The sequence below is a fragment of the Acuticoccus kalidii genome, from assembly GCF_021556395.1.
Lineage (GTDB): Bacteria > Pseudomonadota > Alphaproteobacteria > Rhizobiales > Amorphaceae > Acuticoccus > Acuticoccus kalidii.
Genome location: NZ_JAKGCS010000036.1, coordinates 836,219 through 862,479, shown reverse-complemented (window position 1 = coordinate 862,479; position 26,261 = coordinate 836,219). Strand labels below are relative to the sequence as shown.

Below are 26,261 nucleotides of genomic sequence, written 5' to 3'. Positions count from 1 at the left end.
CCCACCTGTATCCCTTTACCGCGTCGCCGTCGAAATGTCGCGTTGAAGCATTCGGTTATCCACCCGCTCCGGGTTGATCGAGGCCCCGTGGTCGGCCACATTCGTGTGATGGCAGACATAGATGTGATTGGTGGCGGTCTCGCCGGGTCGGAAGCGGCGTGGCAGCTGGCGGAGGCTGGGCACCAGGTCCGCCTCCATGAGATGCGCCCGACCCGAACCACCGCGGCCCACCAGACCGACGGGCTGGCGGAACTCGTCTGCTCGAATTCCTTTCGCTCCGACGATGCGGTCAGCAACGCCGTCGGCCTCCTCCATGCCGAGTTGCGGGATCTTTCCTCGCTGATCATGCGCGAGGCGGATCGGCATCAGGTGCCCGCCGGAGGCGCCCTCGCCGTCGATCGGGACGGCTTTTCCGCCGCGGTCACCGCGACGCTCACCGCCCACCCGAATATCACGATCGTCCGCGGCGAGATCGAGCGCCTGCCGCAGACGCCCGCCATCGTGGCGACCGGCCCCCTCACGAGCGACACGCTGGCGGCCGAGATCACCACCCTCACGGGCGCCGACCGTCTCGCCTTCTTCGACGCGATCGCCCCGATCGTCTATCGCGAGACCGTCGACATGGACGTTTGCTGGTTCCAATCCCGCTACGACAAAGCGGGGCCCGGCGGCACCGGGGCGGATTATCTCAATTGCCCGATGAACAAGGCCGAATATGAGGCCTTCATCGACGCGCTCCTCGCCGCCGAGCGGGTCGCCTTCAAGGCGTTCGAGGACACCCCTTATTTCGACGGGTGCCTGCCGATCGAGGTGATGGCCGAGCGCGGCCGCGAGACGCTCCGCCACGGCCCGATGAAGCCGATGGGCCTCACCAACGCCCACAAGCCCGACGAGAAGCCCTATGCCGTCGTCCAGCTCCGCCAGGACAATGCGTTCGGCACCCTCTTCAACATGGTCGGCTTCCAGACCAAGCTGCGCTATGGCGCGCAGGCGGACGTCTTCCGCCTCATCCCCGGGCTCGGCGAGGCCGAGTTTGCCCGCCTCGGCGGGCTCCACCGCAACACCTATATCGACAGCCCGCGCCTCCTCGATTCGACGCTGCGCTTGAAGGCCTCGCCGAATCTGCGCTTCGCCGGCCAGGTGACCGGCTGCGAAGGCTATGTCGAGGCGGCCTCGACCGGCCTCCTCGCCGGCCTCTTCGCGGCGGCCGAGCTCGACGGGCGGACGCTCGCGCCCCCGCCGGCCACGACGGCTATGGGTGCGCTACTTGGACACATCACCGGCGGCCATCTGAGCGCCGAGGATGCGGGGAGCCCACGTTCCTATCAGCCGATGAATGTGAATTTCGGCCTGTTTCCGCCCGTCGAGCCGGTTCGCGGCCAGGGACGCGCCCGTCGGGGCGAGAAAAAAGCAAGGCGGAAGACGGCTTATACCGAACGCGCACGCATCGATTTTGCCGCGTGGCGTCTCGACAACACCCGGTCCGAAGCCGCATGATTGACTCAATCGGCCGCATCATTGACGCAATTGACTGGCATTTTATTGGAATGCGGGTAAATCGACGGAATATTGATCGAGTTGGCGCAAATTGTTGTTGTGCCTCCACCGACACTCCGAATAAATACCTATCGCCGTTATCCCGATTTTGGGCCGGCAGACCCGGTGATCACCATGCGTGACACCATTGTGGGGGAACTCGTGCGCACAGCTGTGACTGATCCCTCGGTCCACTATCGCGATATCGTCAACTCGTTGCCGACCGCCATGATGGTTCTGGACGGCAATCTGATCGTCCAATACGCCAATCTGGCTTACTATCAGCTCTTCGGCGGGAGTGAGGACGACACGCTCGGGCAACCGATCTTCGACCTCCAAAGCGGCATCTGGAACGACGCGGAGATCCGCTGGCTCCTCGAGGCCGTGCTTCCGCACGACGTCGCGATCAAGGGCTATCTGATCGAGCAGACCTTTCCGGTCATCGGCGCGCGCATCCTCAATCTCACTGCGCACCGCGTGGTGCGCAACGGCGCGGGGACCGATCAGGTCCTCATCGGCGTCGAGGACGTGACCAACGCCGAGAAGGCCTCGCGCGCCGCCGAGGAGACGATCCAGAAAATCAACGCGATGATGACGGAAGTCCATCACCGCGTGAAGAACAACATCGCCTCGATCCTGTCGATGCTGCGCATCGAAGCCCGCGCGCTCGATGACGAGATCGCGAAGGACGTACTCGACCGCGTCGCTTTGCGCGTCGAATCGATGGGCTCCCTCTACGAGCTTCTCGCCGTCAGCGAGAACAGCGGTCTCGTCCCCCTCCTTCCTTATTTCGAGCGCGTTTGCCGCTCGATCGAGCAGGTGGGCGGAGCGAACCAGTTCGGCTGGACGATCGACGTCAAAGGCGACGCCGTGCTCGTCAGCGTAGACGAGGCGATCTCGATCGGCGCCGTGGTGAACGAGCTCGTCGCCAACGCGGCCAAGTATGCCTTCAACGGCCGCCAGGATATCGGCTCGATCCGCGTCCTATGCGTCGACCGGGGCAATGAGATCCACATCACCGTCGCCGACAACGGCTCCGGCTTCGACAAGACGCAGGTCGATCCGAAATCGACCGGGCTCGGTATGCGCCTCGTCGATATGTATCTGGAATCGCTCGGCGGCACGATCGACCGCGATAGCGGCCCGCAAGGGACGACGTGCTTCCTGAAGATCCCGCACGTCGACGAACAGAACGAAGTTGCATCGTCGGGCACCTTCAACGCCGAGGAATCGATGCTGAAGGCGAAGCCGAAGGCAATCGGCCCGGCCCACGTCAAGCCGACCTTGACCACGGCGCGCAATGAGGGCCGGTCATCCTCGATCGCCGGCATCACGGCAAAGCCCGAATCGTCCTGATGGGCCGGCCGGCGGACCGTCCGCCCGCTTATCGCAAACCGCTCCGATCAGCGCCGGCTCACACCGGCGCTTTTTCGTGTGCGCCTCGCATCGGGGCGCTTGAGCCTCAGTTTCGCCTCATCTCATTGGGCGCTTCAAGAGGCGCCTCGGGAGCGGCGGGCGCGTTCACCTCCTCCGCCAACACGACATAGACGGTCCCACCGCGCACCCGCGCGCGGTCCGTCTCGACCAGAAGGTCGACGCTCATGATCCAGAGCGCGATCCCGTTCGCCTCAAGGACGATCGGCGCCCCGCTCGCGGGCCGGGCGCTGCGCCGCAGCGGCCGCAGAGTGGGCCGCTCCACCGCCGCCTCGTTCTCCGCCGCCCACGCTTCGAGCGCCGGGACGAGATCGAACTCTTCCGCGCCGAGCGGCGTCGTCACCCGCACCACGCCATCCTCGACCGTCAGGGCGAGTCCCGCCTCTGAATCGGCTGCGTCCGTCCGCGCAAAAAGGTTCACAGGACCCCAGATGGTCGACGGCCCGTCGACCGTCACGACATTGCGGCCGGTCGAGAAGTTGATCATCACATCCTCCCGCCGCGGCGCGAACGGCGAGCGGCAGAGCGTGCCGATCCCCGGTTCCTCTTCGCCGAGCCGCGCCTCGAGGGCGGGCAAGCCTCCCGCCGAGGTCACCGCCTCGACGGCGGAGCACAGCGGCCGGCGCGCTTCGGCCGACATGTCGCGGAGACGGTCGCCGAGATCGCCCTCCGGCAGCAGCGCGAGGACGCGAGCGGTCTGACTGTGGACCACCACGGGCCGCAGGCTCCAAGGTCCGACCGCCCCCAATGCGAGCACCAGGAGAAGCGTCACCGGCAGCAGGCGCACGTCCGCCCGTCCGCCCGTCGCGGTGAAGGCGAGCGCGTTCATTCCGAGCCAGGCGGCGACGAGGATCGCGTAATAGCGGTCAGCCGTCACGCCGTGGGCGTCGATACGGATCCACAGCGCGAGAATGAACAGCGCCACCGGCACGAGGGTGAGCGGAAACCAGACCGACAGGAATATGCGCGAGAGTCGCCCCTTCGTCGCGATCGCGGCGGTGGCGAGGTAGGTGAGCGCGCCCGTGACACCGAACAGGGGCACGATCCAGCCGATCTCATTGCTCGGCAATTCCCACATCACGATGATCCGCACGACATAGATCGCAAGCACCACCGCATAGATCGCAAGGAGCGGCGTCAGAACGAGACGGGCGAAGGTCTGGGCGACGAGGCCGAGAACCTCGGCGATCCGGTCGTCCTCCCCCTCCGCCTGCCGTGCCGATAGGGTCAGGAAGACGATCGGCGCGAGGAGGCCGACGGCGAGCGGGCTCGCGAGATTGCGCGTCAGATCGTTCGAATCGAGCCCGAGCAGCGCCTCGGCGCTGAGCTCCAGCGAATAGACCCCGGCCACGACGAGCCCGGCCCCGAACAGCGCGAGGCCGGCGGCCGAGGTGGTCCGGGAGAGGCGCCGCCAGGCTTCCACCGCATCCATCTTCGGCCCCAGCACCGGGGCGACGAGAACACCCACGGCGAGCGCGCCGAAGAGAAGCACCGGCGCGACGAAAAGCCGATCGGCGAAACCGAGCGCCGCCGCCGCGAGCATGCCGAGAAGGATCGCAAGCAGCGTCCCGCGGACCGTCTCGCCGATCACCGCGCCGAAAAAGAGGCCCGCCGCCGCGTAGATGAGGCGCGTCTGGAGCGGGTCGGAGACGAGGTCGTTGGCTGCGGCGAGAAGGACAGCGGACAGAATCAGCGCCGCGATCACCGGAGCGGGGGTGCGCCGCACGGCCTCCGTGACCGGCAGCTTCCACAAATGACGCATCGTGCTCCCTTCGCGCCACCCGAACGAAACAGCGCGGCGGCCCATCCCCGCCACTTAGGGCTTGTGATCCGTCGGCGAAAGGTTGGGCGGCCGCGCGCCGCTCGCATCGCGACCGGCGCGGCGCGCTCCGATCACGCCGCCCGCATCGGTTCGGCGAGGAGGTCCGGGCGCAAACGCCGGTCGCGCCCCACCTCCCCCGGCGCTGCCAAAAGTCCGTGATGCGTCACTCGCCCCGACGGCCGCCTTCAGACACCCGCTCGGGCCGCTGCGTCGAAGGCGCGGAGTGGATGTCGCGGACAGGCGCTAATGGCCCGGTTTGTGCGCCCGCACGATCCCCCAGGCGAGATGCCCGTCGCTCGCGGCAGCGATCCAGTCGTTCGCGCCCGCGGCGATCCGGTCGATCGCCTCCTGCGGCGTGCCGTCCGCGACGAGACGGTCCCGCATCGCTTCGAGGGCCGCCGCCACGCGGCGGAAGTGGATCTCGAGATGCTCGCCGAGCGGCACGAACGGTCCCATTTCGAGGCCGGCGGCCGTCAATGCCGCCTCGATCTCGGACACCGTACGGAAGCGCGGCACATTGAGACGGAGGCCGATCGGGGCGAGCGCGCCGGCGTCGGCGCCCTCCTCGGCCAGAATATCGGTCAACATCACGTGACCGCCCGGCTTCAGGACGCGCATCATCTCGCGTGCGACGGCGTCATAATCGTGGGCGTGAAGGAGCGCGTCCTCGCTCCAGACGACATCGACCGCCTCGTTTCGGAGCGGCACCGCCTCGAAGGAGCCGCCCACGACATGAAGCCGGTCAGCCAGCCCCGCCTCGACCGTCCGCGCGACATTCTCGCGGTTCTGCACGGCGGAGAGGTTGAGGCACACCGCCTCGATCGGGAACCGCTGCACGAGGCGGCGCATCGCACCGCCATAACCCGCGCCGAGATCGAGCACCCGGCCGCCTTTGGCGAGACCGGGCACCATCGTCGCCATCTTGTCGATGATCGCGTTCGCGGCCTGGGCGATGGTCGCCGCGCCCTCGTAAAGGCCGATATGGGCGTCTTCCCCGCCCCAGAGCGCGGAGAAATAACGCCCGACCTCCGGGGCGTCATAATAGGCGGCCGTCGCCCGCGTCTCGTCCGTCACTGCAGGAAGGCCTTGATCGTCTCGACGCTGAAGCGGTCCCACAGCAGGGGAGCGTGCCCTTCGTCCGACACGACGATGGCCGACAGATTGTGATGCCGCCGGCGCATCCCTTCGACGGTCGCCGCCGAGAGGATGTCGGAGTTCGCCCCGCGCACGACGAGTACCGGATGATCGAGGAGCGCGGCGAAAGCGGGCCAGAAATCCGGCGTGGCGTCGCTCGCCGAAAAGTCCGTGAACCCGTCCGCGAGGGCGGCGTCATAATCGAGGTGGACGCTGCCATCGGGCCCAAGCGAGGCGAGTTGCTCGGCGTAGCGGATCCACTGATTGTCGGTAAGCCGCGGAAACTGCTCGCACGAAGCGCGCTTCAGGCTCGCCGCGAGCTCGGCCATCGACGGATAGGACATGCGGGCGCCGACGGTGGCGGCGATGCGGCCAAGGCCCGACCGCTCGATCGTCGGCCCGATATCGTTGAGGACGGCGCGGTCGATCCGGATCGGCGCCGTCGCGGCGAGCAGCATGATGAGAAGCCCGCCGCGCGAAGTGCCGACGAAATCGGCCTTCTCGATCCCCCATTCATCGAGCGCGGCGGTGAGGTCGGCAAGTTCCTGGACGAGGGTGTAGGTCTCGGCCGGGGCACGGCCGGACCGCCCGCGCCCCCGCGATTCGAGCACCACGACGCGGCGGCCGCGCCCGACCCGGTCGTCGCGCGACAGGGCTTTCGCGAGGTGGGCAAAATCACGCGCATTGCGGGTGAGCCCAGGAAGGCAGACGACGGGCGGCACATCGTCGGCCGGGCCGAAATCGTCGGCGTGGAGGCAAATCCCGTCGGCGGTCTCGCACGTCAAAGGCATCGTCAGCTCGATCTCCCCCGCTCCAGGTCGAGACCGATGGCAAGGCGTCCCGTCCCGAGCGCTTCACGATAGACTTGGATATTCTCCATCACGCGCTGCACATAATTGCGCGTTTCCGGATACGGGATGTTCTCGACCCAGGTGATCGGGTCGACGCGCGGATCACGCGGATCGCCGAACCGCACCAACCATTCCGAGACGCGTCCCGCCCCGGCATTATAGGCGGCGAAGGTCAGGATGAACGAGCCGTCATACTGGCTGAGACGCTTGTGGAGATAGGCCGCGCCGAGCGAGGCGTTATAGCCGGGATCGTTGGTGAGGCGGCTCACCGAATGGGAGAGGCCGAGTTCACGCGCCAAAGCGGTGGCGGTGTTCGGCATCACCTGCATCAGCCCGCGCGCGCCGACGGGACTGACCGCGCCGGTGTTGAACAGCGATTCCTGCCGCGCGATCGAGTAGACGAGCGCCCGGTCGAGGCCGGACGGGATCGTCGCGTCACGCGGGATCTCGCTCGTCGGGAAGGCGAGCTGGCCGACATCGAGCCCGCGGCGCTGCCCTTCCTTGGCGACCATCAGCGCAAGGTGCGGATAGCCGGCCTTCTGGGCGATCTCCGCCGTCAAGACGACTTGACCGGCGGTCGGAACCGTTTCGGCGAGCTGGTCGAGAAGCGGATAGATCCGGTGCTCGTGGCCCGCGGCGATGAGGCGGCGGACGGCCTCGGCGAGGTCGTTGTCGCGCATCGCGGCGCGGTCACCCGCCGAGGGGGACGGGGCCCGCGAAACGCCTGTGCCGGAAAGGCCGAGCTCGGTGCGGGCGAGCTGGCCATAATAAGTGAAGCCGAAGCGCGAGGCGTCCTGGAAATGGCGGCGCGCGGCGTTCGAGTCGCGCCGCAGCTTCGCCGCCCGACCGTTCCAATAATAGGCGCGCGACAGCGAGATCGGCGTCGTCGCGATGCGTTCGAGCTCGGAAAAATGGCGGTCGGCGGACCGGCCGTCATTGAGCTGATAGGCGAACCAGCCGGCGTGGAAGGCTTCGTCGGCCTTTTCCTGACGGCCCTCGGCAAAGCCCATCGAGACGAGCTTGTAGGCGGTCCGAAGGTCGCCCTTTTCCTGGAGCATCCGCGCGACGATCCGCGTCTCAACCCACCAAGCGTCCCCGTCGACGATATCGCGGCGCGGGACCGACTGGATGATGCGGGCGGCCTTCTCGATCTCTTTCTGGCGGCGCAGATACTCGACCTCGGCGAGGCGGTAACCCGGACGCCGGCGCAGATCCGACGGCACGCGGCCGAGGAGCGCCTTCGCGTTGCTCGCCCCTTCCGCCGCCGCGATGCGCGCATCGACATAGGCGCGCGGATCGGAGCCGAGGCGCGATTTCAGCGCGCGCGCCTCGCTGAAGCGGCCGAGCGCAATGAGCTTGTCGACACGGGCGAGGTGATCGTTCGCGGTCAGGATCGAACCGAAATCCTTGGTGTAGGACGTCTGAAGGTCGGTCCCCATGGCGCGGGAGAACCAGATGTCGGTCACGAGGGCGCGCGCCCGGTTGCGGTCCCCCTTGGCGAGATAGGCGTTGGCGAGGAGGCGCACGCCGGCGGGCGACTGGGCGGCGCCGTTCATCGAACGCAACACCGCATCGGCGCCGGGCCGCTCGCGCGAAAGCGCCTCTTCGGCGCGGGCGCGAAGGCTTTCCGCGCTCATCCACCCCGGCGCGCGCACCGAAAAGTCGGCGATCATCGCCGAGGTCACGGTGTGGGACGGCGAGCGGACGAGGAAATAGTCGACGATCTTGCGGTCGAGCGGATCGGACAGACCGTTGCGCCGCTTGATGGTCTCTTCATAGCGGTCGGCCCGCAAGGCATCGAGCGCCGCCTTGAGGTTGCTCGACTGCTGGCCGTGGCGACGGAAGGCCGCCTCGTCGGTCTTGACGGCGGAGGCGCGCGAATGGCTTCCGAGGAGCGTGCCCTGCGAGACGGCCGCCGTCGTCGCGACGGCGCCGGCGACAGGCTTGGCGCCGGCCGGGACCGACGGCGTCTCCGCGGCCTCGGCCGCGGCGTAGATCGACGCCACCGGGTCGACATGCGCACGCTCGGCGAAGGCCGTTGGCGAGAGCGGAACGACGCGTCCATCTTCGACCCGGCCGATCACGCGGGCGCGGCCCGGGCGGGGCGCGGGAATCGGCACGTTCGCGGCACGGTTTGCGCCCGCCCCGTCGTCGGCGACGGTGACGACACCGTCATCGGCCGGCTTTTGCGGGGGGACGACCATGATGACGGGATGGACGAATTGCGCCGGCGCGATATAAGGCGCCCTCGGCGGCCGGCTTTCGGCCGCACCTGTGACGGCGACCAAGGTGAGCACGGCAAGTCCACTCGTTACGCACAACCGCATTGCTTCCCCCATCCCGCTGCGTGCATTGTTAAGGGGTAACCTCTTTGGCTTTCCAATTCGGTAACCGAATCGGGTGACTTGGGTCGAACTGAACGGCTCCCTGCCAAAGAAGCCAGAAAAACACCAATAACGGAGGCTGAGCCGTGTTCAAAGGATCCCTTACGGCGCTTGTGACACCGTTCCGTGACGGAGCCGTCGACGAACAGGCGTTCGTCTCCTTTGTCGAATGGCAGATTGATTCGGGCACCGACGGGCTCGTGCCGGTCGGCACCACGGGCGAATCCCCCACCTTGAGCCACGAGGAGCATCGCCGCGTCGTCGAGCTGTGCGTCGAGGCGAGCAAGGGGCGCGTTCCGGTGATCGCGGGCGCCGGGTCCAATTCGACCCGCGAGGCCGTGGCGCTCGCCGAGCACGCCGAAGCGGCTGGGGCGACCGGCGTTCTCGTCGTCACGCCCTATTATAACAAGCCGAATCAGGACGGCCTCAAGGCGCACTTCTCGGCGGTCGCGAAGGCAACGAGCCTGCCGATCATCATCTACAATATCCCGCCCCGTTCGGTGATCGACATGACGGTCGAGACGATGGCCGAGCTCGCGGCCAAGCACGTCAACATCGTCGGCGTGAAGGACGCGACGGCCAATCTCGCCCGTGTCAGCCGCCAGCGCGCGGCGTGCGGGCCGACCTTCACTCAGCTTTCCGGTGAGGACGCGACCGCGCTCGCCTTCAACGCCCATGGCGGTGTCGGCTGCATTTCGGTGACGGCGAACGTCGCACCGAAGGAATGCGCGGAGTTTCAGGCGGCCTGCGCCGCGGGCGATTTCAAGACCGCCCTCGCCTATCAGGACCGGCTGATGCCGCTGCACGACGCGATGTTCCTCGAGCCGAGCCCCGGCGGGGCGAAATATGCCCTTTCCCGCCTCGGCCGCATCGCCAACGAGCTGCGCGAGCCGATCCTGCCGGTGAGCGGGCGGACCGCGGCCATCATCGACAAGGCGATGGCGCACGCCGGTCTCGTCAACTGAGGTGACATGCGGGCCTCTCCCAAGGCCCCCTCGCCGCGTCAGAACGCGACGCGCCGACGCCGGGCGAAGATCCGCCCGGCCTTCCAAAGCCCGATCCCCGCGCCCACGACAGCGAGCAGGTTGAGCATCAAAAGCGCGCGACCGCCGGTCGTTTCACTGCGAAGCCGAAGGCGTTCCTGAAGCCCGCCGGCGAGGAAGGCCGCGCCGACACCGGCGGCCACCGCGTGCCCCGCATCGAGATCGCTGACGCCGACGCGGATGCGGATCCGGTCCGCCGCGACCGACGTCACCTCCACCGCCCGCAAGACCTTGACCGTCGGCGCTTCGCCGGCCGTCGCCGTGCCGCGCGCCGGGCGCAGCATCGCCGCCACCCGGTCGGGTCCGAGCCGGTCGAGAACCTCGGTCACTTCCCGATGGACACCGGGCTCGCGCAGCGAGGGCGCCGCGGCCGGGCCGTTCGTGAACAGGTCGAGCTGCGCGACCGGCCGCTCGACCCAGCGTGCGCCGAAGAGGCCGGCCGCCACCAGCCCCCCGACCAAAACGAGCATTCCCGCGCGCCGCATCATGTCCCGCTCCCTCACCGTGGCTAAGAAATCCTCGCCGAGGATGGTTAAATCCCCCTTACCCGCATCGGCGCCATTTGAACGGCCCACGCCTGTCACATTCTTGTCGTCCGCCTCTGGTATATGTCATTCGAATAAGTTAGAAGAATGACCGACGGCATCCGCATCGAAGATGCGCCGGTAGCGAAGGTGACCGATCGTGAAAGGTGAAGACCGCGCGGCGACCACGAGCGAGCGCGCCGTCGCCGGCCGCAATCTATCCGAGCCCCGCAAGCTCGACATTCTCGCCCGCGCCGAACCGGACGGGCTGAAGAGCCTCGCCGAGTCCTTGTTGGACGATCTCGGCGCGGTCGACGTCCTGTCGAGCCGCACGGGTCTTGCCATGGTGCCGCGCGAGGACAGCGTGACCGGAACCCTCTTCCATCTCGGCGAAGTGCTCATCGCAGAGGCGCATATCCGCGTCGCCGGCGGCGTCGAGGGTTATGGCGCCATTGTCGGCCGCGATCTCGAACGGGCGATGGCGATGGCCGTGATCGACGCCGCGATCGCCGCCGACCGCGCGCCGGAGACGGTCTTCGCCTTCCTCGCGGCGGAAGCGGAGCGGCAGGCGGCCGACGATGCGACCCGCCTGGCCAAGGTCGAGGCGACCCGCGTCGAGATGGAGGCCTTCTGATGGAAACGCTCGTCACCCCCACACGGGACGACATCCGAATGAGTGAGGCGTTCGAGGCGCTGATGTGGGCGCTGACACGCCCCGGCGTGCCGCAGCCGCTCGCCGAGCCCGGCCTTCTCCCCCTCGCCGAATGCCTCGTCGACCGGGAGACCACCGTCTTCGCCGCCGATGCGGCCTTCGGCGCAGCACTCGCCGCGACCGGTGCGCGCCCTGCGCCGGTGGAGAGCGCGGACTACGTGTTCGCCCCCCTCGCCGACGCGGCGGACCTTGCCCGGATCGCCGCCGTCTCCATCGGCGATCCGTTCTATCCCGAACACGCGGCGACGATCTTCGCCCCCGCCCGGATCGGCGCCGGCCCGGCGCTCCGCCTCTCCGGCCCCGGCATCGCCGGCACCGCGCAGCTCGCCGTCGGCGGCGTCGACCCCGCGTTCTGGCCGCTGCGCGCCCGCGCCGCCTATCCGCTCGGCTGGGATCTCTTCCTCGTCGGCGAGGCTGAGGTCGTCGGCATTCCCCGCTCCACTTTGGTCGAGGTGATCTGATGGCCTATGCGGCAACCCGAGGCGGCGAGGCGGCGATCGGCGAGGCCGAACGCCTCTTCCGCGAAGACCTTCCCTCGCTGACGGCCGAGCGCGTCGCGATGGTGCGGCGGACGCTTCCTTATCTGGTGGATCGGGCGATGGGCGAGGCCTCGCTCTATGAGCCCGATCTTGCCGCCCTCGCCATCGCCCAGGCGGGCGGCGACCTTTACGAAGCGGTGCTCCTTTTGCGCGCCTACCGCACGACGCAGCCGCGTCTGTGGACGGCCGAGGCTGTCCGTCATTCGGATATCTTCACCGTGCGGCGGATTTCGGCCGCCTTCAAGGACATTCCGGGTGGCCAGATTCTCGGCCCGACGCTCGATTATTCGCACCGTCTCCTCAAGGTCGGCGTCCTCTCCGGCGAGACCGAGGCGGCGGATCCCGTCACCCCGCGCCCGGTGCCGGCACCGCCGACCCAGCCCGCCCTCGTCGATTGGCAACGCGAGCACGGCCTCGTCGCGGACACGCGCGCCGAGAGCGTGCCGCTCGACGAGATCCCGGACGTCACCCGCGACGGGCTTCTCTTCCCCGCCCCGCGCGCCCACCGCCTCCAGACCCTCGCCCGCGGCGACACCGGCGGCATGCTCGCCCTCGGCTACGCCAATATGCGCGGCTATGGGCCGACACACCCGACGGTCAACGACCTGCGCCTCGGCGAGGCGGAGGTTCGCCTGCGCCATCCACGCGGGACGGTGTTCAGCGCCGGGCGCGTGCGCGTGAGCGAGGCGGAGATGGTGTCGAAGGCGGCCAGCGGCGGCACGCTGGAACTCGGCTTCTGCGCCACCTTCGGCTGGAACGAGGTGAAGACGATCGCCGGGGCGACGCTCGACCTTTCGATGCACTTCGAGAGCGACTATCCGGCCGCCTCGGAGGAATTCGTCCTCTATCACACCGAGCCCACCGAAGCCTCGGGCTTCTGCATCCACTTCAAGATGCCCCATTATGTAACGTTCCAATCGAGCCTCGATGCGCTGCGGGGGGCGAACACCGACCGCCCGGCCAAGGGGCGCGCGGGCGACGCCGCGCCGGATCCCGCAAAGGCGGTCGAGGAGATCGTGTCGTGAGCCTTTCCGCACTCACCGCCCCGTGGCGGGCGTTCAATTACGGCTTTCTGGATGAATCGGCGAAGCGCGAGATCCGGCGCAAAACGCTGAAGGCGATCGCCGTTCCTGGCAGCCAGGTTCCCTATGCGAGCCGCGAGGTGCCGATGGCGCGCGGCTGGGGGACCGGCGGCCTTCAGGTGACGCTGACGCTGTTGAAGCCGAGCTCGGTCGTCAAGGTGATCGACCAGGGAGCGGACGATTCCGTCAACGCCGCCTCGATCCGCAAATTCCTGCGCCGCGTCGGCGCGGCGGACGAAACGCTCGACACCACCGCGGCGACGCTGATCCAGTCGCGCCACCGGATCCCGGAGGAGCGGTTGCGGGACGACCAGATCCTCGTCCTCCAGGTGCCGGACCCCGAGCCCTTGCGCGCCGTCGAGCCGGACATCTCCGAGGCGCGCCATATGCACGCCGACGCCGATTACGGCCTCCTCTGGCTGAAGCTCTACGAGCAGATCGTGCGCTCCGGCCGGATCATGGAGGGGGCGAGCTATCCGAGCCTCGTCAACGCGCGTCACGTCATCAGCCCCTCGCCGATCCCCCGCTGGGACGTGCCGAAGCTCCACCAGGCCGACAACCTCACAATCCTCTCGGCCGGCCGGGAAAAGCGCATCTATGCGGTGCCGCCCCACACCGACGTTGCCCCTTTGGTGTTCGACGACATCGCCTTCCGGGTGGAAGACCATGCACAGATCACCTGCCAGCGAAGCGGGGTGAAGGGCTATTTCCTCAACGAGCTGCCGCAAGCGGGCGGACCGTCGATCCACGAGATGTCCGACAGCCACTTCGCGACGAAACACATTCAAAAGCGCGAGGGCGAGGCGGTGACCTTCGCCGACACCTATTATGTGAACGGGAGCCTTTCCCGATGACGGCCCGCCCGATGACCGTACTGCCCCGCCTCGCGCCGCAGCTCGCGACCGCGGCCCCTCTCCTCTCGATGCGCGGCGTCGCCAAACGCTATGGCGATGTCGCGGCACTGAAGGGCGTCGACGTGACGGTTCAACCCGGCGAGGTGCTCGGCATCGTCGGCGAATCGGGATCCGGCAAGTCGACCCTGTTGCGGGCGATGAACCTTGAAGAGGTCCCGGACGCCGGCCGCTACACCCTCGACATTCCGGCCTATCGCGAGAAAGACCTCTTCGCGCTCGACCGCTATCAGCGGCGGATGCTGCGCGTGCGCGAGATCGGCATCGTCTACCAGAACCCCCACGCCGGCCTCAGGATGCGGCATTCCTCGAGCGGCAACGTCGCCGAGCGGCTCGTCGTCTCCGGCGAACGGCGCTTCGGCGAGCTGCGGCGGCGGGCGAAAGACGCGCTGATCGCGTCGGACTTTCCGATCGCGCGGATGGACCGGCCGCCCGTCGAGCTGTCGGGCGGGATGCAGCAGCGTGTGCAGCTCGCGAAGGCGATCGCGCTCGAGCCGACGCTCCTCCTCCTCGACGAGCCCACCACCGGCCTCGATGTCAGCGTCCAGGCGCTCGTGCTCGACACGCTAAAGCGCCTGCAACGCGAGCGGCAGATCACCATGGTGCTCGTCAGCCACGATCTCGGCGTGATCCGCACGATGGCGGACCGGGTGATGGTGATGCGGCACGGCGCGGTCGTGGAGGAGGGCCTTGCCGATCAGGTCTTCCAGGATCCGCAACATCCCTACACGCAGCAACTGGTGCACGCGAAGCTATGACCCTCGACACGACACTCGACCGGGCCGCGGCCGGGTCGGCGAAGCCGGCCGCGCGGGTGCTCGCGGTCGATGGCCTCACCAAGACGTTCATGATGTACCATCTCGACCGGCGCCTCCCCGGCTTCGACGATGTGAGCTTCACCCTCGCAGAAGGCGAGTTTTTGCTCCTCTCCGGGGAGAACGGGGCCGGCAAGTCGACGCTCCTGCGCACCCTCTTCCGCACCTATGTGCCGAACCGCGGAACGGCGCTCTTCCACATGAGCGATGGCGGGACGATCGACCTCGCCCGCGCGGCCGATATCGACATCGTGCAGCTGCGCAAGGGCGAGATCGGCTTCGTGACGCAGTTCCTGAACGCCCGGCCGCGCGTGTCGGCGGAGGATCTCGTCGCCGAGCCGCTCGTCCTCGCCGGCCGGCCGTTCGAGGCGGCGCGCGAAGAGGCGCGGCGGCTGCTCGGCGCGTTCGGCCTGCAGCCGGCGCTCTTTCCGGCCTACCCGTCCACCTTCTCCGGCGGCGAGCAGCAGAAGGTCAACCTCGCGCGGGCGCTGATCCGCCCGCCCCGCCTCCTCCTTCTCGACGAGCCGACCGCTTCGCTCGACCGCACCGCCCGCGCGGCGCTCGTCGACCGCCTCGCCCGGATGAAAGCCGCCGGCGTCGCGATGATCGGTGTCTTCCACCATCCCGAGGACGTCGCTGCACTGGTCGACCGCGACGTCCACCTGACGCGTCAGAAAATCCGCGAGAACGCCGATGTGGCTGAGTGATTTCACCCTCGTCCTGCCGGACAGGACCGCTCCGAACGGTGCGGTGCGCATCGAGGCCGGGCGCATTGTCGAGGTGCGCGAGCGCCCCGTCGAGGCGGCGACCTATCGGGGCGGCGGACGCCTCCTGATGCCGGGTTTCGTCGACATTCACGGGGACATGGTGGAGCGCGAGGTGGAGCCGCGGCCGGGCGTCAGGATGCCGCTCGACCTGTCGATCCTGGAGCATGACAAGAAGCTCGCCGCCGCCGGCGTCACCACCGCCTACGCCTCGCTTTCCTTCAACCCCGCCTCACCGACCACCGGCAAATTACGCTCCGAGGAGATGGCGCGGCAGCTCATCGAGACGATCGTCGCCATGCGGGCGGAGCTGTTGATCGACCACCGGATCCACACGCGGTTCGAGGTGACGTTCGCCCAGGCGAGCGCCGTGGTCGCGGATCTGATGCGCCGCGGCGCCGTCGACCTCGTGTCGCTGATGGACCATACGCCGGGCCAGGGCCAATATCGCGACATCGAGACCTACGCCGCCTATATCGCCAACGCCCGCGGCATTTCGATGGAGGAGGCTCACGCGGACCTTCGCCGCCGCATGGACGACGGCGCCGCTGCCGCCGGCGCGACCACCGCGACGATCGCCGCGCTCACCGCGACGGCGGCCGAGCACGGCATCGCCATCGCCTCGCACGACGACGACACGGCGCAAAAGGTCGCCCTGATGCGCGATTTCGGCGCCACCATCAGCGAGTTTCCGGTGACGCTGGAGGCGGCGCGGGAGGCGAAGCGGGCCGGAATGTGGACCGCGATGGGTGCCCCCAACGCCCTGCGCGGCCTGTCTTATTCCGGCAACCTGTCGGCGCGCGAGCTCCACGCGCTCGGCATGCTCGACATCCTGGCGGCGGACTATCATCCCGCCGCCTTCCTCCCGTCGGTGTTTCTGATGGCGGAGATCCGTGGCGGGCTTCCGGTCGCGGCTTCTCTCGCGAGCCTCAATCCGGCGCGGGCGGCGGGGCTCGACGATCGCGGGGCGATCGCCGTCGGCCAACGCGCCGATCTCGTGGTGGCCGAGCCGTCGCCGCGGCCGCGCCTGCGCGCGACCTTCTCGGCCGGCCGCATGGTCTATGGCGACGGCACGCTCGTCCCGGAACGTCAGGCGGTGCCGACCCTTGCGAGCTGAAGGGCGAGCACCGGCGGCGGCGGTCGGTCCCGCTCCGGTCGGCCGCCGGCATGGGGCGACGAGGCGCGAGCGTCCCAGCCGCTCGCGCGCCACTCGTTCGGGGCGCGCCTAACCCGCGTCCGCGAGCCGGGCGACGGCGAGGACCGTCGCGAGGCCGGCCGAGAGGCCCTTGAGGCTTTCCTCCGGCTCGACGTCGATCCATTCCTCGACCGTGTGAGCCCGGCCGCCCCGCCCGCCGGTGCCGAGGCGGATGGCCGGAATGCCGAGGCTCATCGGAATGTTCGCATCCGTCGAGGACGCGCTATAGACGACATCATAGCCATAGGCCTTCAGCGCCGCCGTCGCGGCGGTCACGATCGGCGCGGACTTCGCCGTGCCGCCGGCCGGCCGGTCGCCGATCAACACCGCCTCGGCGGTGATCGACCCGTTGTCGGTCGAGCCGCGCGCATTCTCCGCCGCGACCGCCGTCTCGATCAGCGCGTGGAGCGCGCCGTCGAGCCGGGCGAGCTCGTCGGGCGCGGTGGAGCGGAGGTCGACGTCGACCCACACCTCTTCCGGGATCGCGTTGATCGAGGTTCCGCCGCCGAAGACGCTGGCGCAATAGGCCGTGCGCGGCTCCTTCGGCACCTCGATCGCCGCAAGGCCCGACACGACGGCGGCCATCGCATATCCGGGGTTCACCGTTCCGAACGCCATCAGGCTGTGCCCGCCGGGACCACGAAAGACGACATGATAACGCTTGGAGCCGACGGCGGTGACGACGACCTCCTCCATGTCGGGGCTGTCCATCGTGAAGAAGGCCTTGATCCGCTCCCGGTAAGCCCCTTCGGCGAAGAGATGGCGGATGCCGCGCAGGTCCCCTTTCCCCTCTTCGCCCACATCGGCGACAAAGAGGAGATCGTCGACCGTCTCGACCCCGGCCGCGTTGAGCGCGCGGACGAAGGCGAGGAGCGTTGCGAGCCCGCGCGTGTCGTCGCCGACGCCGGGGGCGAAGAGCTTCGTCCCCTCGCGCCGCACTGTGACGTCGGTTCCCTCGGGAAACACCGTGTCGAGATGGGCCGCGACAACCACGATGTGGCCGTTTCCTCGCCCGCGGCGAAGGCCGGTGACGTTGCCGATCCCGTCGAGCCCCACCTCCTCCAGTCCCGCCGCCTCCATCATCGCGCGGACCGCCTCGGCCCGCTTTTCCTCCTTGAAGGGCGGGGCCGGAATCTCGGTGAGGCGGATGATGTCGTCGACGAAGCGATCATGGTGGCGCTTCAGATCGTCCGTCGCCGCCTTGAAGGCGGGGGCGGCGAGGATTGTCTCAATATCGCTCATAAGGCGCTCAAAGGTCGGCCGGGCGCGGCTGGATCGGCGGATCGACGTCCGCCGGGATCGGGCAGATATAAGGCTTCTTGGTGATCCGCCCCTGATGGTCCGCCTTCGCGCGGGCGAGAAGATCGGGATCGGCGAGAAGGTCGACCGCCGTGCCCGCCATGGTCTTCGCGGCCCACACCATGCCCTTGTGAGCGGGACCGGCCTTGCCTTGGGCGGTGATCTGCCAGGAGTGGCCGGGCGTGCCGATGGCATGGGTGGCGACGCGCGCCTGAACCGTCGGCACCGCCCAGGAGACGTCCCCGACATCGGTGGAGCCGATCATCGGCTCGCCCACCTGATCGAGCGGCACGATGAAATCGCACAGCGGGTGGAACTCGGCCGGCTGCATTCCGACCCGGCGATAGTCGGAGATGATGTCCTCCTCCGAGAGCGTCGCCTGGATCTCGGCGGCATAGGCTCGATCCGTATTGTCGAAGGGGACGGGGCCGAGGCGCTCCATATTGGCGTGCATCGCCGCCTCCATCGGGGTGTTGCCGAGAAGGTTCGACACCGCCGAGAGCGTGCGCACCGAGACCTCGGTCTCCGTCATCATCGCCGCGCCCTTGGCGATCTTGATGACGCGCTCATTGAGGGCGCGCATCCCGTGTACATCGAGCGCGCGCACCGCATAACGCACCACCGCACGGCCCTGCACCACGTTCGGCGCGACGCCGCCGGCATCGATCATCGCATAATGGATGCGCGCCGACGACGGCATGTGCTCGCGCATATAATTGACGCCGACATTCATCAGCTCGACGGCATCGAGCGCGCTGCGGCCGAGATGGGGCGCTGCGGCGGCGTGCGAGGCGCGGCCGGTGAAGGTGAAATCGAGGCGGGTGTTCGCGAGGGAGAGCGCCTCGTCGACACGGGTGAGCGAGGCCGGATGCCAGGTGATCGCCGCGTCGACACCGTCGAACGCGCCGGCCCGCACCATGAAGGCCTTCGCCGCCCCGCCCTCCTCGGCCGGGCAGCCATAATAGCGCACGCGGCCTGGCTGTCCGGTCTCGGCGAGAAAGTTCTTCAGCGCCGTCGCCGCGAGGAGCGCGGCCGATCCCAGCATATTGTGGCCGCAGCCATGGCCGTAACCGTTGCCGGGGAGCGGCTTCGGCACGGCGATCCCCGCCTCCTGGCTGAGACCGGGGAGCGCATCATACTCGCCGAGAAAGGCGATGATCGGCCCACCTTCGCCCGCTTCGCCCATCACGGCGGTCGGGATGCCGGCGACCTCCTCGGTGACGCAGAAGCCCTCCGCCTCAAGCATCGCCTTATGCTCGGCCGAGGAGCGGAACTCGGTATAGGCGATCTCGGGCATACCCCAGACGCGGTCGCTCAAATCCTCGTAGGCCTCACGCCGGGCATCGACGTGATCCCAAATCCGTTCCGAATTCCCCATGGATCGCTCCTCCGGCCGGGATCGTCACGCGGCGTTGCGCGTTCCGGCCTCATCGTTCAGGTGGCAGGCAGAAAACCGCCCCGAGGCGACGCTCTTCAACAGCGGCCGCTCCTCACGGCAGCGGGCGAAAGCGTGCGGACAGCGCGGGTGGAAGTGACAGCCGCTCGGCGGATCGAGCGGGGACGGGATCTCGCCCTTGATCACGGAATAGACCTTCTTGGAGGTCTGCAAGGTCGGGATCTCGGCGACGAGCGCCTGGGTGTAAGGATGGTTGGGCGCGGAGAGGACGTCTTCGCTCCGGCCGAGCTCCACCAGGCGGCCGAGATACATCACCGCGATCCGGTCCGAGATGTGCTCCACCACGCCGAGATCGTGGCTGATGAAGAGATAAGTGAGGTCGAGATCGGCGCGCAGCTTCATGAAGAGGTTGAGGATCTGCGCCTGGATCGACACGTCGAGCGCGGCGACCGATTCGTCGCAAACGATAAAGTCCGGCTCCACCGCGAGCGCGCGGGCGATCCCGATACGCGCCCTCTGGCCGCCGGAGAATTGGTGCGGATAGCGCTTTCGCATCGCCGGATCGAGGCCCACCCGGTCGAGAAGGTCGCCGACATAGTCCGCGATCTCCCGGCGCGGGCGGACCTTGTGGACGCGCGGCGCCTCGCCGATCAGCTCGCCCACCCTGAGGCGCGGATTGAGCGAGGACATCGGGTCCTGAAACACCATCTGGACCTTGAGCGCAGCCTCGCGCGCCTCCGCGCCCTTGAGGCTCGCGACGTCCTTGCCGCGAAAGCGGATCGCGCCCTCGCTCGGGTTCATCAGCCCGGCCACCATGCGGCCGAGCGTGGACTTGCCGCAGCCCGATTCCCCGACGAGGCCGAGGACTTCGCCCTTCCCGATCGACAGATTCACCTCGTCGACAGCGTGCACGGTGACCGGCTTCACCGCCGATCCGAGCATCCGCGCGGTTCGCTCGGCGATGTCGAGCTCCTTGGTGAAGCGCTTGGAGACGGCGTCGATCTCGATCAAAGGGGTCACGATGCGAGCACCTCGTCACGCGTCTCGAGATGGGGGTGGACGCAGCGCACGCCGCGGCCCCGGATCGGTTCCGACAAAGGCGGATCGACGAGGCACGCCTCGTCGGCGCGCGGGCAACGCGGGCGGAAGCGGCAGCCCTCGGGAAGATTGAGAAGCGAGGGCGCCATGCCGTTAATCTGGGTGAGCATCGCACCGTGCGGTTTGCCCTGCGGCACCGATCCGATGAGGCCCCGCGTATAAGGGTGGAGCGGCTGGCCGATGATGTCGGCGGTCCGCCCCTCCTCCACGATACGGCCGGCGTACATCACGGCGAGCCGGTCGGCGAGGCCGGAGACGACGGCGAGATCGTGGGTGATCCAGATCAGCGCGGTGTTCGACTGGGCGCACAGGCGCTGCACTTCGGCGAGAATTTGCGCCTGGATCGTCACGTCGAGCGCGGTCGTCGGCTCGTCGGCGATGATGAGGTCGGGCTTGTGGAGGAGCGCGATGGCGATCGCGACGCGCTGGCGCATACCGCCTGAGAACTGGTGCGGATAGGAACGCAGCCGCTCGTCCGGCGCGGAGATGCCGACCATGGTGAGCGTCTCGCGAGCGCGGGCGAGCGCTTCGGCCCGGCTCACTTTCTCGTGGGCGAGCACGGTCTCGACCATCTGCGTGTCGATCCTGAGGACGGGATTCAGCGTCATCATCGGATCCTGGAAGATCATCGCGATGCGCTTGCCGCGAAGGCCCTTGATGGTCTTCTCCCCGGCGGCGACGAGGTCCGTCCCGTCGAAGATGATCTGACCGGAGACGACCTTTCCCGGCGGATCGACGAGACCGAGGATCGAAAAGCCGGTCACCGACTTGCCCGACCCCGATTCCCCGACGATGCCGAGAATCTCGCCCCGCTCCAGCGAGAAGGTCACTCCGTCGACGGCCTTCGCCACCCCGTCACGGGTGAAGAAATGCGTCTTGAGATCGCGGACGTCGAGCAGCGTCATTTCTGGAGCCGTGGGTTGAGGACGTCACGCAGCCGGTCGCCCACGAGATTTATCGCGATGATGGTGAGGACGAGGGCGATGCCCGGAAAGAGGCTGATCCAGTAACGGCCGGACAGGAGATAATCGTACCCGTTCGCGATCAGGAGACCGAGCGAGGGCTCGGTGATCGGAACGCCGACGCCGAGAAAGGAGAGCGTCGCCTCGAGGGCGATCGCCTGGGCGACCTGCACCGTCGCGACGACGATGAGCGGCGGCACGCAATTCGGCAGAAGGTGGCGGAACATGATCCGCCGATGCGACAGGCCGAGACAGCGCGCGGCCTCGATATAGTCCTTCCGCCGCTCCACGATCGCCGAGGAGCGCACGGTGCGCGCATAATAGGCCCATTGCACGATCACGAGGGCGAGGATCACCTTGTCGACCCCGCGCCCGAGGAGCGCGAGGAGGATGAGCGCGATCAGGATCGCCGGGAAGGAAAGCTGAAGGTCGACGATCCGCATGATGAACGAATCGACCCGCCCGCCGAAATAAGCCGCCGCCACGCCGAGCATCACTCCGATGGTGATCGCAAAGCCGAGCGAGATCCCCGCGACGACGAGGCTGATGCGCAGGCCGTAAGCGATCGCCGACAGCATGTCCCGGCCCTGAAGGTCGGTGCCGAGCCAATAGGTGCCGCCGGTCGCAAAGCTCGTCTCGCCGGGCGGCAGGCCGCCGTCCATGATGTCGAGCTGGGCGAGATCGTAGGGATTTTGCGGGGTGATCCACGGCGCGAGGATCGCGACCGTGGCGACGCACAGAAAGAGGACGAGACCGACGATCGCGAGCTTGTCCTCGATGAAGGCGAGCGCGATCCGTTTGAGCGGGCTGTCGACCTTCGGCGGGCGGACATCGTCGACCCGCTCGAGGCCTGCGATGAAGGCGTCGTCGCTCATCCCTTCACCTCCGAGAGCCGCACCCGCGGGTCGAGCACCGAATAGAGGACGTCGACCACGAGATTGATCGTCACGATGATGAAGACGGTCAGCATCAGGTAAGCGACGATCAGCGGGCGATCGAGCAGGTTGATGGAATCGATCAGCAATTTGCCCATGCCCGGCCAGGCGAACACCGTCTCCGTCACGATCGCGAAGGCGACCATCGAGCCGAGTTCGAGACCGATGATGGTGACGACCGGGATCATGATGTTCTTGAGGATGTGGACGAGCACGACGCGCCGGGAGGACAGGCCCTTGGCGCGCGCGAACTTCACATAATCCTGAAGATTGGCCTCCCGCGTGTTGGCGCGGGTGAGGCGGATGATGAGGCTCATTTTGAAGAGGGCGAGGTTCACCGCCGGCAAAATGAGATGGCGCAACCCGTCGAGCGTGAGGAATGAGAGCTGCATACCGAGAACGTCGACCGTCTCCCCTCGCCCGCCGGCCGGCAGCCAGCCGAGGAGAACGGCGAAGACGAGAATGAGGAGCATCCCTTGCCAGAAATTCGGCAAGGAGAAGCCGAGGATCGAGCCGGCCATGATGGAGCGGCCGGCGATCGAGTCGGGCTTCAGCCCCGCCAGCACGCCGAGCGGAACGCCGATCCCGACCGACAGGATGAGCGCGACGAAAGCGAGCTCCATCGTCGCCGGCAAACGCTCGAGGATGATTTCGACCGCCGGGCGGCCATAGACGAACGAGTCGCCGAGATCGCCGTGCAGCGCATTCCAGACGAAGAGCAGAAATTGCTCCCAAAGCGGCTTGTCGAGCCCGAGCCGGGCGACGGTCGCCTCGATCTCGGCCTGGTTGGCCTCCGGGTTGATCAGGATATCGACCGGATTGCCGATCGCGTAGACGCCGACGAAGACGAGAACCGCCATCGCCGCGATCGCGAGGAGGCTCTGGCCGAAACGGCGGACGAGGTAGACGATCATCCTCTTCTCCAGACCGGGCGGCCCGTCGCTGGGCCGGGAGCCGCCGGCATCATCGCCGGCGGTGTCGGCCTCGCCCCGCCATGGAGGAGGTCCGTGGCGGGATGCCCGCGCGGGGAGCGCGGGCGAGATCGTGGGGGCGGAACAGGCCCGCCCGCCGCGGTGCGGATCAATCCGCCGCCTTCTTCACTTGGAAGGCGATCGTGTACTGGTCGACGCGCGGCTCGTAATCGAGGCTCGGATCGAGCGCCCACACGGTCTGCTCGTAGTGGATCGGAATGATCCCATAATCGTCGAGCACCATCGTTTCGGCCTTTTGGAGAAGCGCGTCGCGCTTGGCGTCGTCGATCGTGGTCATCGCCTCTTCGAGGACGGCGTCCATCTCCGCGTTGGAGTAGCGGCCGGCATTGGTGACGCCGCGCCCGGCCTCCTTGTCGAAGGTGGTGACGAGCGACTTCAGCGGGGAGGACATCTCGCCGGACGAGGCGCCCCAGCCAGCCATGTAGATCGGGAAGTCGAGCGCGTTGCGGCGCGAGAAGAACTGGCTCGCGGTCGAGGCGTCGACATTGGTCTTGATGCCGATACGGGTCAGCATCTGGGCGATCGCCTGGGCGACCTGCTCGTCGTTGATATAGCGGTCGTTCGGGGTGCCGAGGGTGATCTCGAACCCGTCGGGATAGCCGGCATCGGCGAGGAGCGCCTTCGCCTGTTCCGGGTCATAGGGGTCCGCCTCGCGGCCGGAGGTGCCGAACATCGGCGGCGGCAAAAGCTCGCCCGCGGGCACGGCAAAGCCGCCCATGATGCGCTCTTTGATCGCCTCGCGATTGATCGCGAGCGAGATCGCCTTGCGCACGTTCACGTCCTGCAGCGGGTTCTTCCCGTCGGTGCCCGAGATCGACGGCGCGTCGGCCGTATCCTGGCGCATGTGGAGGTAGATGATGCGGTTCGAGAGCGCGTCGATGATCTTGTAGCCACCCTGCTCGATGCGCGGGATGTCCTGGATCGGCGGGGATTCGATCATCATCACATCGCCCGCGAGAAGGGCGGCGACGCGGGGGCCGTTGCTCGAGATCGGCCGCATCATGACCGTTTCCCAGTCCGGCTTCTCGCCCCAATAATCTTCGAAGCGGGAGAGGACGAGCTGGTTGCCGCGGGTGAATTCCTGCAGCTTATAGGGTCCGGTGCCGACCGCGACGTCGGGCGAATTGAAGTCGCCGGCCTGGGGAACGGTGCCCATTCCCTCACAGCCATCCGTGCCGAACGTGATCGTTTCCTCCGCCCCGCCGGCGTCGGCCGAAACGATCGGAAGGTTCGAGATCTCGGTCGGCAGAAGCGGGTTCGGACCCTCGGTCTTGATGATGACCGTGTAATCGTCCTCCGCCGTCACGTCGGCCATCGTGCCGGTGAAGATCGTGTAGGACGAGGGCGAATTCTCCACCAGCGGCACGCGGCAATAGGTGTAGATCACGTCGCGCGCGGTGAAATCGCTGCCATTGTGGAATTTCACGCCCTCACGCAGCGTGAAGCGCCATGTCGTATCATCGACGGCGGTCCACTCCGTGGCGAGCGACGGCTCGACCTTCTGGACCGGATCCTGCTCGGTCAAGCCCTCGAAAATGTTGGAGAGGACTTGCGTGTTCGTCGCAAGATTGTGGAATTGCGGGTCCATCGACGTCGCCTCGGACTTGAGGCCGATGGTCAGCTCTTCGGCCATCGCCGGTGCGGTCAAGGCCGTCCCTGCGATCAAGCCCGCCATGAGGGTCGCGTATGTCCGTCTCATTGATGCTGCCTCTCCCTGCGGATGCAGCCCCGAGAAAGGCGCTGCAGCCCTGTCTCCGAAAGCGCGCCGGTGGACCTCTCCGGTCGCGTGGTGGCCTGTTGGCAGTCACGCTATTATGCGCTATGCGAATGTCAACATTGAAATAGTATGCAGTTTGCTCATAGGTCATGCACAAGCCCGTCTCGCCACCCCATGAGCGAAGGATCGGTTTCACGCTTCGCGAGCTCGAAGTTCTGCGCGCGCTGGTTGAGACTGGCAAAACCACGACCGCAGCGCAACGTCTCGGGCTTTCGCAACCTGCGGTCAGCCGAAGTCTCGGCCAGCTCGAGGCGCAGCTCGGCCGGCAACTCTTCACCCGTGAAGGCGGCCGCCTCCTCCCGAACGAGGAGGCGCTCGCCATCGCCGAAGAGCTCGGCCCCGTCTTCACCGCCCTGCAGCGGATCGAGACACGCGCCAACCATGCGCCGACGTCCCATTCGGGCGCTTTGCGCGTCGTCGCTCCGCCGACCATCGCGCACCGCTTCATGCCGCGCCGCGTCGCCCGCTTCACGCGCGAGAACCCGGAACTCGAAGTCCTCTTCGACGTGATCGCCTCGGACATTCTCATCAGTGCGATCGCCGAGGAGAATTACGATCTCGGCGTCATCGACACCGTGCCCGCGCACGAGGGCGTCCGCCTCGAGCCGCTCCTCGCGACGGAGGCGATCTGCGCCCTTCCCCGCGGCCATCATCTTGCCGACAAGGCGGTGATCCGTGCCCAGGACCTCGATGGCGAACCTTTCATCGCCGCAACGCGCCGCCATTCGAGCCGCGCCGCGATCGACCGCGTCCTGGAACGCGCCGGCGCGCGCCCCAAATTCGTCATCGAGAGCTCGACGACGGTCGCGACGGCGGAGTTCGTGCGCGAGGGGCTCGGTGTCGCGTTGATGAACCCCTTCCCGATCATCCACCAGCTCGGCCGGGATATCGAGGTGCGGCCCTTTTTGCCGGTCGTTCCCTATCGGGCCTCGTTCATCCTACCATCGGGGCGACCGCCCTCGGCGGCGGCGATGGCCTTCATGTCGATGGTGCGCGCCTCGCTGGACCCATCCCCCTATCCCTCCGCCGACCGCTGAGCGGCGGCAGCTTCGAGGA

General features: G+C 67.7%; 23 protein-coding genes. 11 read left to right on the top strand and 12 right to left on the bottom strand.

What is annotated here, in order from left to right:
- The first annotated feature begins 99 nt into the window (after positions 1-99).
- Both trmFO and L1787_RS24890 read left to right on the top strand, forming a co-directional pair.
- Complete coding sequence (gene trmFO, locus L1787_RS24895) at positions 100-1,497, top strand: methylenetetrahydrofolate--tRNA-(uracil(54)-C(5))-methyltransferase (FADH(2)-oxidizing) TrmFO (protein WP_235711955.1); 1,398 nt, start codon at positions 100-102, stop codon at positions 1,495-1,497.
- A gap of 174 nt (positions 1,498-1,671) precedes the next feature.
- Positions 1,672-2,892 carry a sensor histidine kinase gene (locus L1787_RS24890; protein ID WP_235711797.1) on the top strand — a complete coding sequence of 407 codons (1,221 nt, stop codon included), beginning with the start codon at positions 1,672-1,674 and terminating at the stop codon, positions 2,890-2,892.
- Between the two features lie 106 nt (positions 2,893-2,998).
- Here L1787_RS24890 and L1787_RS24885 read toward each other — a convergent pair whose 3' ends face one another.
- The 4 genes from L1787_RS24885 to L1787_RS24870 all read right to left on the bottom strand — a co-directional run bounded on the left by L1787_RS24885 (position 2,999) and on the right by L1787_RS24870 (position 9,074).
- Positions 2,999-4,732 (bottom strand): DUF4153 domain-containing protein, encoded by a 1,734-nt coding sequence (locus tag L1787_RS24885; protein WP_235711796.1) that lies wholly within the window; start codon positions 4,730-4,732, stop codon positions 2,999-3,001.
- A 303-nt stretch (positions 4,733-5,035) separates the two neighbouring features.
- Positions 5,036-5,866: an SAM-dependent methyltransferase gene (locus L1787_RS24880; RefSeq protein WP_235711795.1), complete on the bottom strand. Its 831-nt coding sequence runs from the start codon at positions 5,864-5,866 to the stop codon at positions 5,036-5,038.
- Positions 5,863-6,717: an alpha/beta fold hydrolase gene (locus L1787_RS24875; protein ID WP_235711794.1), complete on the bottom strand. Its 855-nt coding sequence runs from the start codon at positions 6,715-6,717 to the stop codon at positions 5,863-5,865. Before L1787_RS24875 ends, L1787_RS24880 begins: the two co-directional genes overlap by 4 nt.
- Before the next feature lie 2 nt (positions 6,718-6,719).
- Positions 6,720-9,074, bottom strand: coding sequence for a lytic transglycosylase domain-containing protein (locus L1787_RS24870; RefSeq protein ID WP_235711793.1), 2,355 nt, complete (start codon positions 9,072-9,074; stop codon positions 6,720-6,722).
- Between the two features lie 173 nt (positions 9,075-9,247).
- Between L1787_RS24870 and dapA the strand changes: the two genes are divergently transcribed.
- A complete protein-coding gene (dapA, locus tag L1787_RS24865) occupies positions 9,248-10,126 on the top strand; it encodes a 4-hydroxy-tetrahydrodipicolinate synthase (RefSeq protein WP_235711792.1) in 879 nt (292 codons plus the stop codon).
- Positions 10,127-10,164: 38 nt separating this feature from the next.
- Here the strand turns inward: dapA and L1787_RS24860 are convergent, their stop codons facing one another.
- Positions 10,165-10,692: a hypothetical protein gene (locus tag L1787_RS24860; protein WP_235711791.1), complete on the bottom strand. Its 528-nt coding sequence runs from the start codon at positions 10,690-10,692 to the stop codon at positions 10,165-10,167.
- Positions 10,693-10,888: 196 nt separating this feature from the next.
- Between L1787_RS24860 and phnG the strand changes: the two genes are divergently transcribed.
- The 7 genes from phnG to L1787_RS24825 are packed head-to-tail and all read left to right on the top strand — an operon-like array spanning position 10,889 to position 16,668.
- The gene (gene phnG, locus L1787_RS24855) at positions 10,889-11,362 is read left to right on the top strand and encodes a phosphonate C-P lyase system protein PhnG (RefSeq protein WP_235711790.1); all 474 of its coding nucleotides are present in this window, start codon (positions 10,889-10,891) and stop codon (positions 11,360-11,362) included.
- Complete coding sequence (phnH, locus tag L1787_RS24850; protein ID WP_235711789.1) at positions 11,362-11,901, top strand: phosphonate C-P lyase system protein PhnH; 540 nt, start codon at positions 11,362-11,364, stop codon at positions 11,899-11,901. Before phnG ends, phnH begins: the two co-directional genes overlap by 1 nt.
- Positions 11,901-13,004, top strand: coding sequence for a carbon-phosphorus lyase complex subunit PhnI (locus L1787_RS24845; RefSeq protein ID WP_235711788.1), 1,104 nt, complete (start codon positions 11,901-11,903; stop codon positions 13,002-13,004). Before phnH ends, L1787_RS24845 begins: the two co-directional genes overlap by 1 nt.
- The gene (locus L1787_RS24840) at positions 13,001-13,915 is read left to right on the top strand and encodes an alpha-D-ribose 1-methylphosphonate 5-phosphate C-P-lyase PhnJ (RefSeq protein WP_235711787.1); all 915 of its coding nucleotides are present in this window, start codon (positions 13,001-13,003) and stop codon (positions 13,913-13,915) included. Before L1787_RS24845 ends, L1787_RS24840 begins: the two co-directional genes overlap by 4 nt.
- A gap of 11 nt (positions 13,916-13,926) precedes the next feature.
- Positions 13,927-14,730 carry an ATP-binding cassette domain-containing protein gene (locus L1787_RS24835; protein ID WP_235711786.1) on the top strand — a complete coding sequence of 268 codons (804 nt, stop codon included), beginning with the start codon at positions 13,927-13,929 and terminating at the stop codon, positions 14,728-14,730.
- Complete coding sequence (locus tag L1787_RS24830; RefSeq protein ID WP_235711785.1) at positions 14,727-15,494, top strand: phosphonate C-P lyase system protein PhnL; 768 nt, start codon at positions 14,727-14,729, stop codon at positions 15,492-15,494. The genes L1787_RS24835 and L1787_RS24830 overlap by 4 nt, the downstream gene beginning before the upstream one ends.
- Positions 15,481-16,668 (top strand): alpha-D-ribose 1-methylphosphonate 5-triphosphate diphosphatase, encoded by a 1,188-nt coding sequence (locus L1787_RS24825; RefSeq protein ID WP_235711784.1) that lies wholly within the window; start codon positions 15,481-15,483, stop codon positions 16,666-16,668. The genes L1787_RS24830 and L1787_RS24825 overlap by 14 nt, the downstream gene beginning before the upstream one ends.
- A 108-nt stretch (positions 16,669-16,776) precedes the next feature.
- Here the strand turns inward: L1787_RS24825 and L1787_RS24820 are convergent, their stop codons facing one another.
- From L1787_RS24820 to L1787_RS24790, 7 genes are all read right to left on the bottom strand, one after another.
- Positions 16,777-17,988, bottom strand: a complete 1,212-nt coding sequence (locus L1787_RS24820; protein ID WP_235711783.1) for a M20/M25/M40 family metallo-hydrolase — start codon at positions 17,986-17,988, stop codon at positions 16,777-16,779.
- Between the two features lie 7 nt (positions 17,989-17,995).
- Positions 17,996-19,423 (bottom strand): M20 family metallopeptidase, encoded by a 1,428-nt coding sequence (locus L1787_RS24815; RefSeq protein ID WP_235711782.1) that lies wholly within the window; start codon positions 19,421-19,423, stop codon positions 17,996-17,998.
- Between the two features lie 24 nt (positions 19,424-19,447).
- Complete coding sequence (locus L1787_RS24810; protein WP_439648317.1) at positions 19,448-20,461, bottom strand: ABC transporter ATP-binding protein; 1,014 nt, start codon at positions 20,459-20,461, stop codon at positions 19,448-19,450.
- Positions 20,458-21,444, bottom strand: a complete 987-nt coding sequence (locus tag L1787_RS24805) for an ABC transporter ATP-binding protein (protein WP_235711781.1) — start codon at positions 21,442-21,444, stop codon at positions 20,458-20,460. Before L1787_RS24805 ends, L1787_RS24810 begins: the two co-directional genes overlap by 4 nt.
- The gene (locus L1787_RS24800; RefSeq protein WP_235711780.1) at positions 21,441-22,376 is read right to left on the bottom strand and encodes an ABC transporter permease; all 936 of its coding nucleotides are present in this window, start codon (positions 22,374-22,376) and stop codon (positions 21,441-21,443) included. The genes L1787_RS24805 and L1787_RS24800 overlap by 4 nt, the downstream gene beginning before the upstream one ends.
- Positions 22,373-23,350 carry an ABC transporter permease gene (locus L1787_RS24795; RefSeq protein WP_235711779.1) on the bottom strand — a complete coding sequence of 326 codons (978 nt, stop codon included), beginning with the start codon at positions 23,348-23,350 and terminating at the stop codon, positions 22,373-22,375. The genes L1787_RS24800 and L1787_RS24795 overlap by 4 nt, the downstream gene beginning before the upstream one ends.
- Positions 23,351-23,516: 166 nt before the next feature.
- Positions 23,517-25,127 (bottom strand): ABC transporter substrate-binding protein, encoded by a 1,611-nt coding sequence (locus L1787_RS24790; RefSeq protein ID WP_235711778.1) that lies wholly within the window; start codon positions 25,125-25,127, stop codon positions 23,517-23,519.
- Between the two features lie 167 nt (positions 25,128-25,294).
- Between L1787_RS24790 and L1787_RS24785 the strand changes: the two genes are divergently transcribed.
- Positions 25,295-26,242 carry a LysR substrate-binding domain-containing protein gene (locus L1787_RS24785; protein WP_235711777.1) on the top strand — a complete coding sequence of 316 codons (948 nt, stop codon included), beginning with the start codon at positions 25,295-25,297 and terminating at the stop codon, positions 26,240-26,242.
- The last annotated feature ends 19 nt before the right edge of the window (positions 26,243-26,261 follow it).

Coding starts and splice junctions, on each gene's coding strand:
- L1787_RS24825 (WP_235711784.1), top strand. CDS start 15,481: ATGTGGCTGAGTGATTTCACCCTCGTCCTGCCGGACAGGACCGCTCCG.
- L1787_RS24805 (WP_235711781.1), bottom strand. CDS start 21,444: ATGACGCTGCTCGACGTCCGCGATCTCAAGACGCATTTCTTCACCCGT.
- L1787_RS24890 (WP_235711797.1), top strand. CDS start 1,672: ATGCGTGACACCATTGTGGGGGAACTCGTGCGCACAGCTGTGACTGAT.
- L1787_RS24830 (WP_235711785.1), top strand. CDS start 14,727: ATGACCCTCGACACGACACTCGACCGGGCCGCGGCCGGGTCGGCGAAG.
- L1787_RS24820 (WP_235711783.1), bottom strand. CDS start 17,988: ATGAGCGATATTGAGACAATCCTCGCCGCCCCCGCCTTCAAGGCGGCG.
- L1787_RS24835 (WP_235711786.1), top strand. CDS start 13,927: ATGACCGTACTGCCCCGCCTCGCGCCGCAGCTCGCGACCGCGGCCCCT.
- L1787_RS24785 (WP_235711777.1), top strand. CDS start 25,295: ATGCACAAGCCCGTCTCGCCACCCCATGAGCGAAGGATCGGTTTCACG.
- L1787_RS24875 (WP_235711794.1), bottom strand. CDS start 6,717: ATGCCTTTGACGTGCGAGACCGCCGACGGGATTTGCCTCCACGCCGAC.
- L1787_RS24795 (WP_235711779.1), bottom strand. CDS start 23,350: ATGATCGTCTACCTCGTCCGCCGTTTCGGCCAGAGCCTCCTCGCGATC.
- L1787_RS24845 (WP_235711788.1), top strand. CDS start 11,901: ATGGCCTATGCGGCAACCCGAGGCGGCGAGGCGGCGATCGGCGAGGCC.
- phnH (WP_235711789.1), top strand. CDS start 11,362: ATGGAAACGCTCGTCACCCCCACACGGGACGACATCCGAATGAGTGAG.
- L1787_RS24860 (WP_235711791.1), bottom strand. CDS start 10,692: ATGATGCGGCGCGCGGGAATGCTCGTTTTGGTCGGGGGGCTGGTGGCG.
- L1787_RS24800 (WP_235711780.1), bottom strand. CDS start 22,376: ATGAGCGACGACGCCTTCATCGCAGGCCTCGAGCGGGTCGACGATGTC.
- L1787_RS24885 (WP_235711796.1), bottom strand. CDS start 4,732: ATGCGTCATTTGTGGAAGCTGCCGGTCACGGAGGCCGTGCGGCGCACC.
- L1787_RS24815 (WP_235711782.1), bottom strand. CDS start 19,423: ATGGGGAATTCGGAACGGATTTGGGATCACGTCGATGCCCGGCGTGAG.
- L1787_RS24790 (WP_235711778.1), bottom strand. CDS start 25,127: ATGAGACGGACATACGCGACCCTCATGGCGGGCTTGATCGCAGGGACG.